We start from the raw sequence: 17,585 nt of genomic DNA, 5'->3' as shown, positions 1-17,585 counted from the left end.
AAAAGTATGTCGAAAGGAGGAGAAGACTTTGTCCAGAAGTATGATAGGCAATTACAATCACAATATTGATGCCAAGGGCAGAGTCATTATCCCTGCAAAACTCAGAGATGCTTTAGGAAGACAGTTTGTTATGACAATCGGATTCGAAGAATGTATCTATCTTTACAGTATTGAAGAATGGGATAACTTCACCGAAAAGTTAAGAGCTTTAGGCAATAAGAAAGAACTGGCAAGAAATATCAAAAGACTTTTTCAGGCAAATGCTTGTGATTCAGAGATAGATTCACAGGGAAGAACACTTATTCCACAGTCCTTCAGAGATGAACTTGGACTTGATAAGGAAGTAGTTATTGTTGGTAACGGTGAGAAGGCTGAAATCTGGAGTAAAGATAAATGGAATGAGATATTCAGTCAGCCTGAACTTTCGAAAGAGAATATTAAGAAGATGCTGGAAGAGTCAGATTTTGATTTTGGATTCTAGAAGACAGATATCAGACTGAATGCCGGCGCATATCGGAAATGGTGGTGAGAAGTGGTGGAATTCAGCCATATACCTGTTTTATTAAATGAAGTAATAGAAAATCTGAATATAAAAGAAGACGGAACTTATTTTGACGGTACTCTCGGTGGTGGAGGACATTCAGGTGAGATTCTTAAAAGACTTGGACCGAATGGACGCCTTATAGCCACAGATCAGGATAGAGAGGCTATTGAATCAACAAAGGAAAGACTTAAGGATTATTCAGATAAACTTACTATAGTAAAAAGTAATTTTGTAAATGTGGATACGATACTCAAAGATCTTGGGATTGAACAATTGGACGGAATACTTCTTGATCTTGGGGTTTCATCATATCAGCTTGATAATAAGGACAGAGGATTTTCATACAGAGAGGATGCACCCCTTGATATGAGAATGGATAAAGATACAGGTCTTACTGCTGCAGATATAGTTAATGACTATGAAGAAAGAGACCTGGCAAGAGTTATAAGAGATTATGGCGAAGATCCATTTGCTCAGAAGATTGCAAGAGCAATCGTAAATGCAAGAGAAGAAGGAAGGATTACTACTACATTTCAGCTTAATGACATTATAAAGTCTGCACTTCCTGCTAAGGTTCTTAGAAAAACAGGGCATCCTGCCAAGCAGACATATCAGGCTATCAGAATAGAGCTTAATCACGAACTTGAAGTTTTGGAACAGGCTCTTACAAAAATGATAGACCTACTGGCACCGGGTGGAAGGATATGCATCATAACTTTCCATTCACTGGAGGACAGGATAGTTAAGAATATTTTCAAAACAGCCATGAATCCTTGCATATGCCCACCGGAATTTCCGGTGTGTGTATGCGGAAGAAAGTCAAAAGGAACGGTAATTACCAGAAAGCCGATCGTTCCATCAGAAGAAGAATTAGAGATAAATAGTAGATCAAAGAGTTCGAAGCTAAGGGTATTTGAAAAGGCATTATGATTTTATCCGGCATAGAATAAGAAGGGGAAAAATATGGAGCAGAGAAGAAATATAACAAGAGATATGTATTATGTAGATGGTAGTACAGTAAGGAAGAGAGATATATATTACAGTGCTGCTCCGGCATATACACCGGGAAGACGTCCATCAGGATATCCGGAAAGAAGATACAGCCAGATGCCTGCAAGAGGACCACAGAGAAGAGTAGCTGATCCTGAAAGAAGAGTTGAAAGACGTCCGGTAAAAAATAATAAACCTGTAACATACAGAAAATCAGCAATTAAGGCAAGAAACTCATTAGCATTTGATTTTAAGTATACTTTTTTCCTTGCACTTGCTATGATAATTATGATAGCATCATGTGCGAACATGATTAGAATGCAGAGTGAGATAGATGACAGGAAGAGCAAGATTGCAAGTCTTCAGAGTGAGATAAGAGAAGTTAAGGCTGACAACGAAGCATTTGAGAACAGTCTCAGCAACACTTACACTCTTGACGAAATTCGTGATATTGCAGTTAATGAACTTGGGATGGTTTACTCAGAAAAAGGCCAGATAGTTTATTATGATGCTACAAGCGAAGACTATGTCAATCAGTATCGAAATGTTCCGGGGGATGATTAATCAGATCATCTATCTATTAGGATGGAAGTGTTAAAATGAGTGATGTAAATAATAAACGAAACGGGAGTAATTCCGGTAACAAGATTCATACAAAGAGAAGAAAGGTGTTCCTTAGACGAATGAGGATACACCTTCTTGTCGTTATGGGAATCATAACGCTCGCTCTTATTGTGGTTGCAGTAAGACTTATCCAGTTAAACGTTAAAAAAGGTAAAGAATACGAGACCAGAGTTCTCAGTCAGAGGAATTATACAAGTACTGCAGTTCCTTATAAAAGAGGTGAGATCCTCGACAGGAACGGAAGTGTTCTTGCTATGAGCAGTAAAGTGTATAATCTTATTATTGAGCCTAAAAACATCCTTCGTGATGATGAGAAGAAGGAGAAAACATGTAAGGCGCTGACAACATATTTTGATATTACAAGAGAAGAACTTGATAAATATTTGGAAGATAAAGATTCACTTTATGATGTTGTAAGAAAAGGGCTTAGTTATGATCAGGTGAAGAAATTCACTGATTATGAAAAAGATGAAGATGACGTTGTGGGTGTATGGTTTGAAGAAAGTTATGTTCGTGTATATCCGAATAAGGAACTTGGATGCCATATGCTCGGTTTCGTTGTAAGCGGAAATGTAGGCCTTGGTGGTATCGAGGGTGAATATAACGAATACCTCAATGGCGAAGACGGTCGTACATATGTATATCTTACAGATGATTATACAACACAGAAAACTACAGAACCTGCAAATGACGGTGACACAGTTGTAACAACCATCGATGCGGAGATTCAGAATATTGTTCAGAGTAAAGTAGATGAATATATGGAAACTGTAGGCGCTGAAAATGTTTCAGTACTTGTTATGGATCCAAATACCTGTGAGATTCTTGCGCTTTGCAATGGTCATCAGTATGATCCGAATGATGCCTATGACACCAGCAGATTAAGATATCAGTTCGCAACTCAGACAGATGCTGAATTTAAAGAAACAGTAAAGAAGATGTCTGATGATGAGATGGTCGACAGACTTAACAGACTCTGGAGAAGTTATGTTATAAGTGATAACTTTGAGCCGGGTTCAACATTTAAAGTATTTACAATAGCAGGTGCCCTTGAGGATAAGGTTCTTGATGGATCGGAAACATTTTTCTGTGATGGACATCAGACTGTTGCCGACTGGGATATTAACTGTGTAAATCATGACGGACATGGAACATTAACTGTTTCCGGAGCCCTTGAGCAGTCTTGTAATGACTGTCTTATGCAGATAGCTGCAATGGAAGGTCCGGAAGTATTTGATAAATATCAGCAGCTTTTCGGATTTGGACAGAGAACAAATGTAGATCTTCCTGGTGAACAGGGTGAATCTGCACTTTCGAGCCTTATTTATCATAAGGATACTCTTAATGCTGTTGAACTTGCTACTTCTGCATTTGGACAGGGTGTTACTGTTTCTATGATACAGCTTGGAACAGCTTTCTGTTCTGCAATCAACGGAGGATATTATTATAAACCTCATGTAGTTAGCAGGATTCAGGATAAAGACGGAAACCTTGTAAAAAGTTTTGACAGAATACTTGTAAGAAGAACTATTTCTGAAGAGACATCTGCAGAAATGAGAGGAATGCTCAAGAGAGTTGTTACTGACGGTACAGGATGGAGAGCCGGAATTGATGGTTACTCTATTGGTGGTAAGACAGGAACAGCCGAGAAACAGCCTCGAGGAAATGATAATTATATTCTTTCGTTTATCGGATTCGCGCCGGTTGAGGATCCGAAGGTGGTTGTTTACTGCGTGGTAGATGAGCCTCACGTTGACAGCCAGTATTTAAGTGGTGCCGGTGCAGTTGTATTTAATATGATAGCAACAGAACTTTTTCCTTACATGAATATCTATAAATCGGATGATACTTATGAAGGAGAAGCCAGCGATGATGAGCAGGTTACACCTGTTTATAATGGTGAAGCACCTGATAATGATGTTGCAGGCGGCGGTGTAAATGATTATGAGTCCATGGGTGCAACATCAAACTCAGAAGGAGACTTTTATGTGCCTACTCCGACCGATGCGGACAGATAAGGTGTTGATTTAGTCTTAATATAGTTGTATGCTATAACGGTTGAGCAGGAGGAAAATAATATGTTTGGTTTAATAAAAGGTCTTGATATTAAGAAGGATATAGCAACACCGGTGCTTGTTTCATTTGTACTTTGTGTGATCCTTTGCAAGATTATGATACCTGTATTGCACAAATTAAAGTTTGGGCAGTATATCAGGGAGGAAGGACCGGAAGCTCATAAGAAGAAAGCGGGAACGCCGACTATGGGTGGAATCATGATACTTCTGGCATTTGCAATCGTTTCAGTTGTTATGTATTTTTTGACAAAGGATGAGGAGATCATTCCTATCCTTATCGCAGCAGGCGGTTTTGGTATTGTCGGACTTTTGGATGATTTCATTAAGATAGTTCTTAAGCGTTCTGAAGGTCTTACACCTATACAGAAGATGGCAGGACAGTTTTTGGTAACAGCCGGTCTTGCGGTTTATCTTACAATTAAAATGAAAATGAATACTGTTATCTGTATTCCGTTTACGGATGCAACAATTGATCTTGGATGGTTCTATTATGTACTTCTTTTCGTAACTGTAATCGGAACAGTAAATGGATCAAACTTCACAGATGGTCTTGATGGACTTGCTTCATCAGTGACATCGGTGATCGCAGTATTTTTTATAGCTGCAGGAATTATTTACAGAGCAGCAGGAGTTTCTGTTGCATCTGCGGCAATGCTTGGAGCCTTACTTGGCTTCCTGGTATTTAACTGTCATCCTGCAAAAGTATTTATGGGCGATACAGGTTCGCTCATGCTTGGCGGATATACAGCGGCAGCAGCTCTTGTTATAAGACAGCCGCTTATAATAATTCTTATAGCATTTATATATCTTATAGAAGTAATATCGGTTATAATACAGGTGCTCGTATTCAAAGCAACAAAGGGACAGAGAAGATTTTTCAGAATGGCACCTATCCATCATCATTTCGAACTTGGTGGATGGGAAGAGACAAAAGTAGTAACCATGTTTACAATAGTAACCATGCTTCTTATGATGTTAGCACTTATTGCATTATAATCTTTAGGAGGAATTAATCTAATGAAGGGCAAAAAAGTTATAGTTGCCGGAGCAGGTAAGAGTGGAGTTAGCTCGGCAGGACTTCTTCTCAGAAGTGGGGCAAATGTAATACTTTTTGATCAGAATGAAAAGGTAAATAAAGAAGAACTTCTTCAGGGGTTCACTAATAATGAAAATATTCAGATAGTCACAGGTAAGTTATCTGAAGAAGATATGAAAGACGTATATATAATGGTTATAAGTCCGGGAATACCGGTTGACAGTCCTTTTGTACTTGAGATCAAAGAAAAAGGTATACCGGTATGGAGTGAGATAGAACTTGCTTATCATTTCAATAAGGGACATATAGCTGCTATTACAGGAACTAACGGAAAGACAACCACAACAACTCTTGTAGGCGAGATATTTAAGGCTCATACAGAGAATAGCGTGGTAGTAGGAAATATCGGAATTCCATTTGCGATGTTTGCGGATTCTACAGATGAAGATACACTTGTTGCTGCCGAGATAAGCAGCTTCCAGCTTGAGACAATACATGATTTCAGACCTAAGGTTTCTGCAATACTTAATCTTACACCGGATCATCTTAACAGACATTATACATTCGAGAATTATGCAAGAGCTAAGTATGATATCGCAAAAAATCAGACTAAAGATGATATCTGCATTTTAAATTATGATGACCCTGAAACAATGGCAAGAAGAGACTACGTAAAGGAAGCAAAGGTTGTTACTTTCAGTAGATGCCACGTACTTGATTCAGGTGTATATGTTAAAAAAGATTCAATCTATATAAGAGAGAAAAAGGGCGGTAAGGAAATATTTGTTATCAAATTAAAGGATATCAAGATCCTTGGTGATCACAATATTGAAAATGTACTTGCTGCTGTAGCAATCAGTTATTACATGGGAATACCTGTTGAGACGATTGCAGAAGTAATAGAAAAGTTTAAGGGTGTTGAGCATCGTATAGAATTTGTAAGAAATATCGGCGGTGTTTCTTACTACAACGATTCAAAGGGTACAAACCCTGACGCTGCCATTAAGGCCATAAGAGCTATGAAGTCTACAACACTTCTTATCGGCGGCGGTTATGATAAGAAAAATACTTACGATGAGTGGGTTGATGAATTTGCAAAGAAAGTCAGATATCTTGTACTAATTGGTGAGACGGCAGAGGATATAGCTAAATGTGCAAAGAATCATGGCTTTAACAATATAGTATTTATGGATAGTCTTAAGGATGCTGTTCTTTTCTGTAATGAACATGCAATGCCTCAGGACAATGTACTTCTTTCGCCGGCATGTGCAAGCTGGGATATGTTCAAGAGTTACGAAGAAAGAGGAGAACTCTTCAAGAAGTACGTAAATGAGATAAGCGATTCAGACAAATAATATATGAGGTGAAGGGGCATTGGCAAAACGTAGAAAGAAAAAAAGTTCATTTTTTCTTGCCGGAACATATTTTGATTATCCGGCGCTGTTTTATGTGCTCTTTCTGACTGTTTTCGGCCTTGTGATGGTTTACAGCACTAGTTCATATAAGGGCAGAGTAATGGCTGACGATGCGGCATATTTCTTTAAGAGACAGGCTGTAGTAGCCCTTCTCGGTGTAGGACTTATGACAGCAATCTCTTTTGTGAGATATCAGAAGATCAGACAGTTCGTTTATATTATTTTGGCCGGAGCATTGGCACTTCTCGTGCTCATTCATTTCACAGGAGAAAGTGCGAATGGTTCTACCAGATGGCTTAGTATCGGAGGCTTTTCATTCCAGCCTTCGGAGATAGCGAAGCTGGCTATAATCATTTATATGGCACATATTTGTACCCAGAACAGTAAGGGACTTAACAATATGTTGGATACGGCGAAAATGTTTGTTCCGCCGATACTTCTTATAATCATCATTGCTGTTGAAAACCTGAGTACTGCCATAATCTGTGGTGTTATCATGGTAGGTATGTGGTATGTAGCAACTCCTAAGACTAAGTACATCATCGCAATCGGTATACTTGGTTTGGCCGGAATTCTCGTATTTATTTTAAAAGCGGGATATCGTGGAAATCGTATTGAGGCATGGCTTCATCCTGAAACATCAGAAAATGGTTATCAGACGATGCAGTCACTTTATGCTATAGGTTCGGGCGGCTTATTTGGAAGAGGCCTTGGACAAAGTATACAGAAGATGGGATTCATACCGGAAGCACATAACGATATGATCTTCTCTGTTATCTGTGAGGAACTTGGAATAATCGGAGGCATAGGACTTATAGTTGTCTTTGTTATGTTCCTGTGGAGATTCAGGATTATAGCAGAAGGTGCACCGGACAGGTTTGGAAGTCTTATAGTTGTGGGAATAATCATCCACGTTGGATTCCAGGTTGTGGTAAATATGTGCGTTGTAACAAATATTATGCCTAATACAGGTGTAACACTTCCGTTTATAAGTTACGGAGGTAGTTCATTGCTGTTCCTTTTAATGGAAATGGGCCTTGCGCTTTCTGTTTCAAGACAGATTCGTCCGTACAGGGAAAAGCCGCTTAAGGCCATGAAGGAGATGTAAATGAAGAAAGTTCTGGTTATATTTCTTGTATTTCTGGCAATCATAGGGTTAGGTGCACTTTATGTGAGCACTTATACTCTTAAAGAGATCGAGACAGAAGGATGTGTATATTCTTCGGAGAGTCAGATCAAAGATGAAGTAAAGAAATATGCTTATATGAATAATACAATTCTCCTTTACTGGAGACATAAGTTTAAGCCTATAAAGAAGATTCCTTTTGTGGCTAAGCTTGATATTACATTTGTAAATAAGAATAAAATAAAAGTCAAAGTTTACGAGAAGAAGATAGCAGGATGCATCGAATATATGGAGAAATTCATTTATTTCGATAAAGACGGTATCGTGCTCGAGGCTTCTTCAGAGAAAAAGAAGGATGTTCCTTACATAGAGGGACTTACATTTGAAAGCTGGGAAATGGGTAAAAAGCTTCCTGTTGATGATAAGGATAAGTTCAATAATATTCTTACTGTCACTCAGCTTAAGGAAAAGTTCGGTTTGACGATCGATGGGGTGACTTTTACACCGGAGAATGAGATTATCCTTCATTCGAACGGTATAGATATAGAGGTTGGTGACGGATCTTATCTTGCGGTTCAGATGATGAACCTTGGTAATATCCTGAAACAGTTTGAAGGCCAGAGCGGAGTGCTTTATATGAAAGATTTCAAAACTCCGGATGGTGTAGCAAGCTTCAAGACAAAACAGATGTTGGAGAATGAAGCTAAGAAAGCATCTGAAAAGAAACAGAGCAAAGACAAGAAGGAGGAAGAGACCACAGAAGACGAAGACAGTGACGATGAAGACGCCGATGATGAAAGCGATTACGACGAAAGCAGTGATTATGACGAAGACAGCGGCGATGATTGGGAAGATGCATCTAATACTGATGCGTATTCAGAAGAATAATCAATAAAAATGTTTTTTTGTTGATTATTTATCAAAATAAGTTTATTATAGAACGTAGTATGTCTATAAATTACAAAATATAATTATAAATATAGAGAAATACAAATTAAGGAGGACGAAACCTTGCTCGAGATTAAGTCAAATGATGAGAAGACACCTGCAAGAATACTTGTTATAGGAGTTGGTGGTGCCGGTAATAATGCGGTAAACAGAATGATAGATGAAAATGTTGAAGGTGTTGAGCTTATAGCTATAAATACAGATAAGCAGGCTCTTTCACTTAGTAGGGCTACAACAAAGATTCAGATCGGTGAGAAACTTACAAAGGGTCTTGGTGCGGGAGCAAAGCCTGAAGTCGGTGCCAGCGCAGTTGAAGAGAACAGAGAAGAAATCAATGATATAATCAAAGATGCAGATATGGTATTTGTCACATGCGGTATGGGTGGCGGAACAGGTACAGGTGCAGCTCCGGTTGTTGCTGAGATCGCACGTAACCTTGGTATCCTTACTGTAGGTGTTGTAACAAAGCCATTTACATTTGAAGGAAAGCCACGTATGAACAATGCCATGAACGGTATTGCTAAACTTCGTGAAAATGTTGATACACTCATTGTTATTCCTAATGACAAACTTCTTCAGATTTGTGACAAGAGAACAACAATTCCTGATGCTCTCAAGAAAGCAGATGAAGTTCTTCAGCAGGGTGTTCAGGGTGTGACAGATCTTATCAATAAACCTGGTCTCATCAACCTTGACTTTGCTGATATTCAGACAGTAATGAGAGATAAGGGTATCGCTCATATCGGTATCGGTAAAGGAAGCGGTGACAACAAGGCTGTTGATGCAATCAAGACAGCTATGGAATCTCCACTTCTTGAGACAACAGTTAACGGAGCTTCAGATATCATCGTTAACTTCTCAGGTAATGTCGGAATCGTTGAAGCATATGATGCTATTACATATCTTACAGAAGTTGCCGGTGATGAGGCAAATATCATCTTCGGTACAGTTGATAATGATGTTGCAGGAGATGATGTAAGTATTACAATCATCGCTACAGGTCTTGAAGGCGGAAAGGGTGGACTTAAGGTTTCTGCTCCTGTTCATAAGTCTGCTTCAATCTATTCTTCAGAGAAGAAGACTATCAGCCAGCCTGTATTCGGAAATAAGCCTAAGACAGGAGCTCAGCCTGTTCCACTTAATATTCAGGCTAAATCTGCTCAGCAGGCTCCGGCTCAGCCACAGCAGACTATTGTACAGCCTACAACAGTTCAGGCACAGCCTGCACAGCCGGTTAACAGTGCTGTTAAGGAAACAAAACCTGTAAATAGTGCTATTCCTGAGAAGAAGCCTACACCACTTAAGAACAATACACAGGCTATTAAGATTCCTGATTTTCTTAAGAGAGGCTAATAATTAATTAGATTATCGTATTGGGCGGGAACAAGTTTTCTCGCCCATATTTTTTCTTGATGAGGAAATATTACAGTAATGAGTGATAATATAAAGGTCAGTGTAATAATTCCATATTTTCATAATTCCGGAACTATTGATAAAGCTATAAAATCTGTGGAATGTGAAGGATATAACTTTGAAATTGTACTTGTGGATGCTTCCTTGACATTTAGTAAGGACAGATATTCATTTGGTGAAGATTTAAATTTCAGAGTTGTTAAAGGTGATAAGCACCTTGAAGTTGCAGAGGCAAGGAATCTGGGAGTGAGTGAAGCAAGGGGTGAGTATGTATCATTTCTTGATGCTGACGACTGGTGGGAAAAAGGTAAGCTTAAAAAGCAGATTGAACTTATGGAATCAGTCCGGGATGACAAAGTCAGATTATGCTTTACCGCTAGAAGACTTTGCACTGAGGACGGAAGAAAAACCAAAAAGGTTATAGGTGCAAAGGAAAAAGTTGATTATAAAACTTTGTTAAAGAGCAATTTTATCAGTTGCTCTTCAGTTATGCTTAGGAGGAGTACGGCTCTTAAGTATCCGATGAAATGCGGTGATATCCATGAGGATTATCTGTGCTGGATCGAGATGCTGAGAGATGGCGGGATTGCGGCCGGTATAGATATACCATTTCTGAATTACAGGTCATATAAGGCAAGTAGATCCGGAAAGAAGATCAATTCTGCTATTATGACTTATTATGTATATAAGAAGGCCGGGATATCTTTTCCTAAAAGATTATGGTATATGATTACATATACATTCTACGGTATAAAAAAATATGTTTGATAATATGATATCCGGTAGAGGATATCTTACGGAGGATATATGAACAAAGTTAAAGCTTTAGAAGGCAGAGCTGAGAATCTTATACAGGAGCTTATTAAAGAAGTGACTGAGGCACAGTCGATGCCGCTTTCTCAGGGAAAGGCAGTGATCAACAGGGAGGAATTCATAGAGAAACTTGAAAGTCTCAGCAGTATGGTAAATGTTGAGATGAATACTTATAGAGAGATTAATGATAAGCGTGCCAGAATCATTAATGATGCTGAAAAAGAAGCCGAGAATATCGTTTATGAGGCTGAAAAGAACGCCAGCAGAATAAGAGTTACAAAGAGAAGAAAAGATGAAGTTCTTCCTTTCAAAGTAACTGATTTATCCAAGGATGATAAGGAAGCTTTAAGAACAGCAAATGATATTTATGCCGCATCTCTCATTTATACAGATGAAATGCTTACAGAGGTTGATCATCTTATAAATAATGCATATGAAAGTATTCAGCTTGAATATGAGAAAGTTATTCATACATTAAAGAATAAGATTGATAATATATCCTCAAATAAAAATGAGTTGCTTAATAATCTTAGCGAACTCAGTAAAAACGACAGATATAGCCAGATACTTGAGTTAAGCCAGCTTTTATCAAATGAAATATATGTTGAGAAAGCTAAGGCTAAGTCAAGGGAAGAAGAGGCTATCAATCAGTTCAGAATTCGTTTTGATGAAGATACTGCTTTTAAAGAAGAGCAGAAATCTGATAAGCCTGTGATAAATCCTGACAGAACCCAGGTTAAGATCAAGGTTAAGAGAGAAGAAGCTGAAGACATTAAGAAGATAAAAGCGAAGAAGGTTAATAAGAATGCTTAAGCCATATATTAGAAAAGTTAATTACTATGAAACAGATCAGATGAAGGTGGTTCATCATTCGAATTATGCTAGATATATTGAAGAGGCAAGACTCGATCTTATGGAACAATCCGGAATAGATTATAAAGCTATGGAGGATGAAGGGATAATCATTCCTGTTCTTGAGATAAATACCAAATTCAAATATGCTGTTCATTTTGGCGACACTATCGCCATCGATATAAAAGTGAATAAATTAACACCTGTCAGATTTTCTCTTGAATATAAGATAAAAGATGCAGAGACCGGTGAGATTAGATGTGAGGCAACTTCAAGTCATGCATTTGTAAATGATAAATTTATGCCTTTCAATATCAAGAAGAGTTTCCCGGAAGTATATGCCCAGTTCGAAGCATTACTCAGCAAGGACGAGTAATCAGATGTTATAGAAAATAATACTGCTTTATTATCGGTTCGTTCTATAATAATGAAAAATTATAGGTATTATCTATAATTAACCATAGCTTTTTAAGATTTTATTTTACATTGGCTGTATTGTATTATTAAGATTACCGATTGAGACATTTTTGAAATGTATTGCAGAATTGATATCGACGGAATAAATTTATGAGGTATTGACATGATAGAGTGTAACGGAAAAAATATTGAATTTTCTTGCGAGGTGTTCCCACCTAAAAGAAATGAAGATATGTATGACATATATAAAACACTTGATGAGATAAAGCTCCTTAATCCTGATTTCATAAGTGTAACATACGGGGCAGGAGGAAGTAACAGCAAAAGAACAGCACAGATAGCTACATATATTCAGAATATTTCGGAAGTTGAGGCTTTAGCGCACGTTACAGCTGTTGGAGTTAATCCTGAGAAACTTGCATGTATGCTTGAAGAGTTTGAAAGAAAAAATGTCAGAAGAATTCTTGCATTAAGAGGCGATAAGCCAAGAGATATGTCTGATGAGGATTTTAAGGAAAGATATTACAAATATGCATCGGACATTATTAAGGTTATTAAAGATAATGGCAATTTCAAAATTGCTGCAGCTTGTTATCCTGAGAAACATCCTGAAGCTTCTACTGTCGCGGAAGATATAAAGTACCTTAAAGAGAAGGTTGAGATCGGTGCAGATGAGCTTATCACTCAGATGTTTTTCGATAATAATAAATTCTATGATTTTATGGACAAGCTTGGAGCTGCAAATGTAAATGTTCCGGTTCATGCGGGAATTATGCCAATAACAGCAGCTAATCAGCTTGGAACAAGTGTTGCTCTTTCAGGTTCTTCGGTTCCTACAGAGCTCAGCAATATCATAGCCAAATACAGTGAGGATCCAATCTCTATGCGTAAGGCGGGAGTTGAGTATGCTATAAGACAGACAGAGGATCTTATTAAAAATGGAGTAGACGGTATACATATTTACTGCATGAATAAATTCGATGTAACAAGAGAAATATATGAAGCGGTTGTATATGATTTGACCTAATATTTTTGTTCTAAAATAGTATTATTAGATAGATAAGTAAAAAGTGTGTTACGACAGTTTAGGACTGACGTAACACACTTTTTCTTTTACATTTTTTATCAATATAAAGTTCTTCATCAGCTTTGATGAGCATGTCATCAAGCTTTGAGTCCGTCTTACAAATGAAATCATGGAAACCGTAACTGAATTCAATAAAGTAAGGCTTGTTGCTGGTTTCGTTTAATTCAGCTGAATTCTTATCTAAGATTCGTCTTAAAGTTTCAGGTGATTCTTCATCAAAATCCATCATAAATACAGCAAATTCATCGCCGCCAATCCTTGCAACAACTGTATTTTCAGGGAAACTTTTCTTAAGTGTATCAGCGATGCTTTTAAGAGCAAAGTCGCCTTCGGTATGGCCGAATATATCATTTACCTGCTTTAAGTTATTCATATCAATAAAAGCAACAAGGATTCTGTGACCGGAAGTATAAGGATTTTTCATAATACCTTCAGCTGCTTCGAAGAAACCGCGTCTATTATATAAACCGGTTAATTCATCCGTGATATAAAGGGTATTCAGCATATCATTTTTGATATTTATCTCATTCATGGTCTTTTCAAGTCGGGCATGAATATCATTCTGGTGATCCACAAGCATCATGAATTTAAGAGATGTTCCGAGCTGCAGGCAACTTGAATATATTTTCTGAAGATCCCCGAGAGTGGCTTCACATATGAAAATGCCGTGCTGAGTATCATTTGTATAGATTGGTGTTATGGCAAGAGTAGTTCTTGCATCATTTTCGGTATGCTCATTATGGAATAAATCTTTGGTTGAAATAAGGTTGCTGTTATCAAATACAGAGATTTCTCCATTTTTGGAGCAGGCCTTAAATATCACATCATTCGGTATAGCCCAGGAACCGTCTTCCTGAAGTTTGATAGGATCATTTTTATAGAGATAAATATATGAACTCTTGAATCCTTTTCTGTTGAGTTTATCAAGGATAAGATTGTAGCAAAGGTCTTTCTGCTCACTGAAAATGAGAGTGTCCTTGGTGATATTTTCGGAAGTCCATATTCCGGATTTATAAGTATTCATACTGTCAAAATAGCTTCTGCTTATATTATAAGAAAGCTGAACAGAAGATATGTTGAATGCATGGAAAAGGTTGCTTCTTATCTTTTCGTCGAGGTTTAACATTGAAATGAATTCATGGAATTTCGACAATGCGTTTGTAAGCCTTGTATGAGAAAAATAATCTTTTATAATAGGATTTTCATAAAGCTCATTAAGGCTGTTTATTATCTCATTTTGGGTAAGGCTTTCTCTTTCCTTAGTAACAATCTCAGTAAATAAACTGTAAAATGATTCCAGTGCTTTGAAAAGCCTGTCTGCAAAGAAAATATCCTGATGTTCAATTAGATAAAACTTTTTGAAACTCAGAAGAAGATCTGTACTCTTCATATTGGAAAGGTTGGTATTTACTTCATCTATGAATGCAGTCTTTTCCTGTGGATCCGCAGGACATGAACGCCTTGGGATAAACTGGGACTTAAGCATATTTATGGAAGTCTTTCCTGAATGAAGAAGCTCAAGAGCCTGGTATACAGAATGATATCCAAGATCCATGAGATTATTATCTACTGTTGTAAGTGTCGGAGACTGGGTAAGTGAAGTTATGGAATTATCAAATCCCGTAACAAGTATATCTTTACCTATCTCAAGACCGCGCTTTTTAATTGCTTTATAACCGCCGATAGTCATCTGATCATTTGCAAAAATGATTGCTTCGATATCGGGATTTCTGTCGATAAGCCTGCCGACTATATTTTCCGTATATTCTGAAAAATCGCCGTAAGCTACGAGCTTTTCTCTGTATTCTATATTATTTTCCTTCAGAACATTTTTGTAGACTTCAAATCTTTCATTTGCATCTGCGTTTTCGAGACGTCCTGTTACGAAGCCGATATGACGCTTGTGATGAGTTTTTATAACATGCTCAACGACTTCACGCATTCCTGTGGTGCTTTCGGTATACAGGCAAGGGTATCCAGGAACTTCAATCTCAAGAGTCAGAACCGGAAGATTAAAGTGGTCAAGAAAAGCCTTTTTATCCCGTACAGTAAGAAAGCTTCCTATTGAACCGATGGAAACTATAAGTGCATCTAATGTATGCTGCGATGCATAATAATATATTGAATTATATTGATAATCATATTTGGAATTAACCGGATCGTTGTAGCTGGCATTCAGAAACATGCCGGGAAATATTACCAGGTTAATATCAGCTTCTTCAGCGGCATAGATAACACCTTTGCTGACCTCGGCAGCATAATTGTTGTCCAGATGACATGTGAAAAAGCCTACGGTTGGTCTGTCAGTCTTCAAGATAAACCCTCCTTAAACCCCAAAAATCTTGATAGATTGCTTTAAAATAAACCAATCGGTTAATAAATAAATCTTAGTAAATATTAACATTTAAGATGAGTACTTACAAGCTTTCAGAGAAAAATAAGAGGCAAACAGATAAAAATTCACAATCAGTTTACACATATGTTTTATTTATCTGAAAAATAATTTGTTTGAGTTTACAAAACAGGGCATTTACACTATAATGATTTCGGAAGAGAGCCCGGATCTCTCTTTTAAGTTTTATTTCTATAAAAGAAGAAAATCTAGGAGGAAAACACAATGGATTACAAGAATGCCGGTGTTGATATTGAAGCAGGATACAAGTCAGTTGAACTTATGAAGGACGCTGTAAAGAGTACGGTACGTCCGGAAGTTCTCGGCGGTATTGGTGGATTTGCAGGAGCTTTCAGCCTTGCAAAAATCAAAGAAATGGAAGATCCTGTTCTTCTTTCAGGTACAGATGGATGCGGAACCAAGGTTAAGCTTGCATTCATTATGGACAAGCATGACACTATCGGAATTGATGCAGTTGCAATGTGTGTAAATGATATAGCATGCTCCGGTGGAGAACCATTATTTTTCCTTGACTATATAGCATGCGGTAAGAATTATCCTGAAAAGATCGCTACAATCGTTGGCGGTGTAGCAGAAGGATGCAGACAGTCAGAAGCTGCACTTGTTGGTGGAGAGACAGCAGAGCATCCGGGACTTATGCCTGAGGATGATTATGATCTTGCCGGATTTGCAGTTGGCGTAGTTGACAGAAAAGATATGATAACAGGTGAGAATATTAAGCCGGGAGATATGCTTATCGGTATTGCTTCAACAGGTGTTCACAGCAACGGATTCTCACTTGTTAGAAAAGTATTTGAGATGACTAAGGAATCTCTTGATACTTATTATGATGAACTTGGAAAGACACTCGGAGAAGCTCTTATCGCTCCGACAAGAATATATGTTAAGGCACTTAAGGCTGTTAAAGCGGCAGGTGTTACAGTTAAAGGATGCAGCCATATCACAGGTGGTGGATTCTATGAGAATATCCCTCGTATGCTTCCTGATGGTGTTAAGGCTGTTGTTAAGAAGGACTCTTATGAAGTTCCTGCAATCTTTAAGCTTATGGCAAAGAAGGGTAATATCGATGAGCATATGATGTACAATACATTCAATATGGGTATCGGTATGGTACTTGCTATCAATCCTGCAGATAAGGATAAGGTTCTTAGTGCACTCAGCTCTACAGGTGATACAGCATTTGTTATCGGTAATGTTGAAGCCGGAGAAAAAGGAGTAGAATTATGCTAAGAGTTGTAGTTCTTGTTTCAGGTGGCGGAACAAACCTTCAGGCTATTCTTGATAAGATTAAAGACGGAACCGTAAAGAATGCGGAAGTAGTCGGCGTTATAAGCAATAATCATAATGTTTATTCTCTGACAAGAGCAGAAAATGCAGGCATTCCGAATGCGGTTGTTTCAGCAAAGGATTTCCCTACAAGAGAAGAATTCAATAATGCACTTCTTGAAAAGGTGGATAGCTTTGATCCTGACCTCGTTGTTTTGGCAGGATTCCTTGTTGTGATTCCACCTGCAATGATCGATAAATATGAGAACAGGATGATCAATATTCATCCATCACTCATTCCTTCATTCTGTGGAACAGGATATTATGGATTAAAGGTTCATGAGGCTGCTCTCGCAAGAGGTGTTAAGGTTACAGGTGCTACAGTTCATTTTGTTGATAAAGGAACCGATACAGGTCCTATTATCCTCCAGAAGGCAGTAAATGTTCTGCCGGGAGATACAGCAAAGGTGCTTCAGCAGCGAGTAATGGAAGAAGCTGAATGGATAATTCTTCCGGAAGCAATCGATATGATCGCTAATGGCAGAATTTAAGGATAGATAAAGGAG

The 17,585-nt window shown here is 37.9% G+C and carries 16 protein-coding genes; 15 read left to right on the top strand and 1 reads right to left on the bottom strand.

Translation table 11 applies throughout. The features are described 5' to 3' along the window. The first annotated feature begins 28 nt into the window (after nucleotides 1-28). The 13 genes from mraZ to metF all read left to right on the top strand — a co-directional run bounded on the left by mraZ (nucleotide 29) and on the right by metF (nucleotide 13,280). Nucleotides 29-481 (top strand): division/cell wall cluster transcriptional repressor MraZ, encoded by a 453-nt coding sequence (mraZ, locus tag B5D25_RS08565; protein ID WP_242870217.1) that lies wholly within the window; start codon nucleotides 29-31, stop codon nucleotides 479-481. 54 nt (nucleotides 482-535) lie between these two features. Continuing rightward, on the top strand, nucleotides 536-1,474 hold the full coding sequence (rsmH, locus tag B5D25_RS08560; RefSeq protein WP_078787554.1) for a 16S rRNA (cytosine(1402)-N(4))-methyltransferase RsmH: 939 nt from the start codon (nucleotides 536-538) through the stop codon (nucleotides 1,472-1,474). A gap of 33 nt (nucleotides 1,475-1,507) precedes the next feature. Further along, complete coding sequence (locus tag B5D25_RS08555) at nucleotides 1,508-2,098, top strand: FtsB/FtsL family cell division protein (RefSeq protein WP_078787553.1); 591 nt, start codon at nucleotides 1,508-1,510, stop codon at nucleotides 2,096-2,098. 35 nt (nucleotides 2,099-2,133) lie between these two features. Next, on the top strand, nucleotides 2,134-4,176 hold the full coding sequence (locus B5D25_RS08550) for a peptidoglycan D,D-transpeptidase FtsI family protein (protein WP_078787552.1): 2,043 nt from the start codon (nucleotides 2,134-2,136) through the stop codon (nucleotides 4,174-4,176). A 60-nt stretch (nucleotides 4,177-4,236) separates the two neighbouring features. After that, nucleotides 4,237-5,229 (top strand): phospho-N-acetylmuramoyl-pentapeptide-transferase, encoded by a 993-nt coding sequence (mraY, locus tag B5D25_RS08545; RefSeq protein ID WP_078787551.1) that lies wholly within the window; start codon nucleotides 4,237-4,239, stop codon nucleotides 5,227-5,229. 21 nt (nucleotides 5,230-5,250) lie between these two features. Next, nucleotides 5,251-6,624 carry a UDP-N-acetylmuramoyl-L-alanine--D-glutamate ligase gene (murD, locus tag B5D25_RS08540; protein ID WP_078787550.1) on the top strand — a complete coding sequence of 458 codons (1,374 nt, stop codon included), beginning with the start codon at nucleotides 5,251-5,253 and terminating at the stop codon, nucleotides 6,622-6,624. A gap of 19 nt (nucleotides 6,625-6,643) precedes the next feature. After that, nucleotides 6,644-7,792: an FtsW/RodA/SpoVE family cell cycle protein gene (locus tag B5D25_RS08535; RefSeq protein ID WP_242870216.1), complete on the top strand. Its 1,149-nt coding sequence runs from the start codon at nucleotides 6,644-6,646 to the stop codon at nucleotides 7,790-7,792. Further along, nucleotides 7,793-8,698 carry a cell division protein FtsQ/DivIB gene (locus tag B5D25_RS08530; protein WP_078787549.1) on the top strand — a complete coding sequence of 302 codons (906 nt, stop codon included), beginning with the start codon at nucleotides 7,793-7,795 and terminating at the stop codon, nucleotides 8,696-8,698. A 123-nt stretch (nucleotides 8,699-8,821) separates the two neighbouring features. After that, a complete protein-coding gene (gene ftsZ, locus B5D25_RS08525; protein WP_078787548.1) occupies nucleotides 8,822-10,111 on the top strand; it encodes a cell division protein FtsZ in 1,290 nt (429 codons plus the stop codon). A gap of 78 nt (nucleotides 10,112-10,189) precedes the next feature. Further along, a complete protein-coding gene (locus B5D25_RS08520) occupies nucleotides 10,190-10,939 on the top strand; it encodes a glycosyltransferase family 2 protein (protein WP_078787547.1) in 750 nt (249 codons plus the stop codon). A 39-nt stretch (nucleotides 10,940-10,978) separates the two neighbouring features. After that, nucleotides 10,979-11,797 (top strand): V-type ATP synthase subunit I domain-containing protein, encoded by an 819-nt coding sequence (locus B5D25_RS08515; protein WP_078787546.1) that lies wholly within the window; start codon nucleotides 10,979-10,981, stop codon nucleotides 11,795-11,797. After that, complete coding sequence (locus B5D25_RS08510; protein WP_078787545.1) at nucleotides 11,790-12,212, top strand: acyl-CoA thioesterase; 423 nt, start codon at nucleotides 11,790-11,792, stop codon at nucleotides 12,210-12,212. Before B5D25_RS08515 ends, B5D25_RS08510 begins: the two co-directional genes overlap by 8 nt. Before the next feature lie 204 nt (nucleotides 12,213-12,416). Next, nucleotides 12,417-13,280 (top strand): methylenetetrahydrofolate reductase [NAD(P)H], encoded by an 864-nt coding sequence (metF, locus tag B5D25_RS08505; protein ID WP_078787544.1) that lies wholly within the window; start codon nucleotides 12,417-12,419, stop codon nucleotides 13,278-13,280. Nucleotides 13,281-13,338: 58 nt separating this feature from the next. Here metF and B5D25_RS08500 read toward each other — a convergent pair whose 3' ends face one another. Beyond that, nucleotides 13,339-15,654, bottom strand: coding sequence for a diguanylate cyclase domain-containing protein (locus tag B5D25_RS08500; RefSeq protein WP_078787543.1), 2,316 nt, complete (start codon nucleotides 15,652-15,654; stop codon nucleotides 13,339-13,341). A gap of 303 nt (nucleotides 15,655-15,957) precedes the next feature. On the opposite strand from B5D25_RS08500, the gene purM reads away from it, so the two are divergent. Both purM and purN read left to right on the top strand, forming a co-directional pair. Next, a complete protein-coding gene (gene purM / locus B5D25_RS08495; RefSeq protein WP_078787542.1) occupies nucleotides 15,958-16,983 on the top strand; it encodes a phosphoribosylformylglycinamidine cyclo-ligase in 1,026 nt (341 codons plus the stop codon). Then, on the top strand, nucleotides 16,977-17,570 hold the full coding sequence (gene purN, locus B5D25_RS08490) for a phosphoribosylglycinamide formyltransferase (protein ID WP_078787541.1): 594 nt from the start codon (nucleotides 16,977-16,979) through the stop codon (nucleotides 17,568-17,570). The genes purM and purN overlap by 7 nt, the downstream gene beginning before the upstream one ends. Nucleotides 17,571-17,585 lie beyond the last annotated feature (15 nt).

This window comes from Eubacterium ruminantium (genome assembly GCF_900167085.1).
In the GTDB taxonomy this organism is placed as follows: Bacteria; Bacillota; Clostridia; order Lachnospirales; family Lachnospiraceae; genus Eubacterium_Q; species Eubacterium_Q ruminantium.
The sequence above is the reverse complement of the archived record's forward strand: the minus strand, read 5'-3'. Positions and strand labels throughout refer to the sequence as shown.

Coding starts and splice junctions, on each gene's coding strand:
- B5D25_RS08555 (WP_078787553.1), top strand. CDS start 1,508: ATGGAGCAGAGAAGAAATATAACAAGAGATATGTATTATGTAGATGGT.
- B5D25_RS08550 (WP_078787552.1), top strand. CDS start 2,134: ATGAGTGATGTAAATAATAAACGAAACGGGAGTAATTCCGGTAACAAG.
- mraY (WP_078787551.1), top strand. CDS start 4,237: ATGTTTGGTTTAATAAAAGGTCTTGATATTAAGAAGGATATAGCAACA.
- murD (WP_078787550.1), top strand. CDS start 5,251: ATGAAGGGCAAAAAAGTTATAGTTGCCGGAGCAGGTAAGAGTGGAGTT.
- B5D25_RS08530 (WP_078787549.1), top strand. CDS start 7,793: ATGAAGAAAGTTCTGGTTATATTTCTTGTATTTCTGGCAATCATAGGG.
- B5D25_RS08520 (WP_078787547.1), top strand. CDS start 10,190: ATGAGTGATAATATAAAGGTCAGTGTAATAATTCCATATTTTCATAAT.
- B5D25_RS08515 (WP_078787546.1), top strand. CDS start 10,979: ATGAACAAAGTTAAAGCTTTAGAAGGCAGAGCTGAGAATCTTATACAG.
- B5D25_RS08510 (WP_078787545.1), top strand. CDS start 11,790: ATGCTTAAGCCATATATTAGAAAAGTTAATTACTATGAAACAGATCAG.
- metF (WP_078787544.1), top strand. CDS start 12,417: ATGATAGAGTGTAACGGAAAAAATATTGAATTTTCTTGCGAGGTGTTC.
- purM (WP_078787542.1), top strand. CDS start 15,958: ATGGATTACAAGAATGCCGGTGTTGATATTGAAGCAGGATACAAGTCA.
- purN (WP_078787541.1), top strand. CDS start 16,977: ATGCTAAGAGTTGTAGTTCTTGTTTCAGGTGGCGGAACAAACCTTCAG.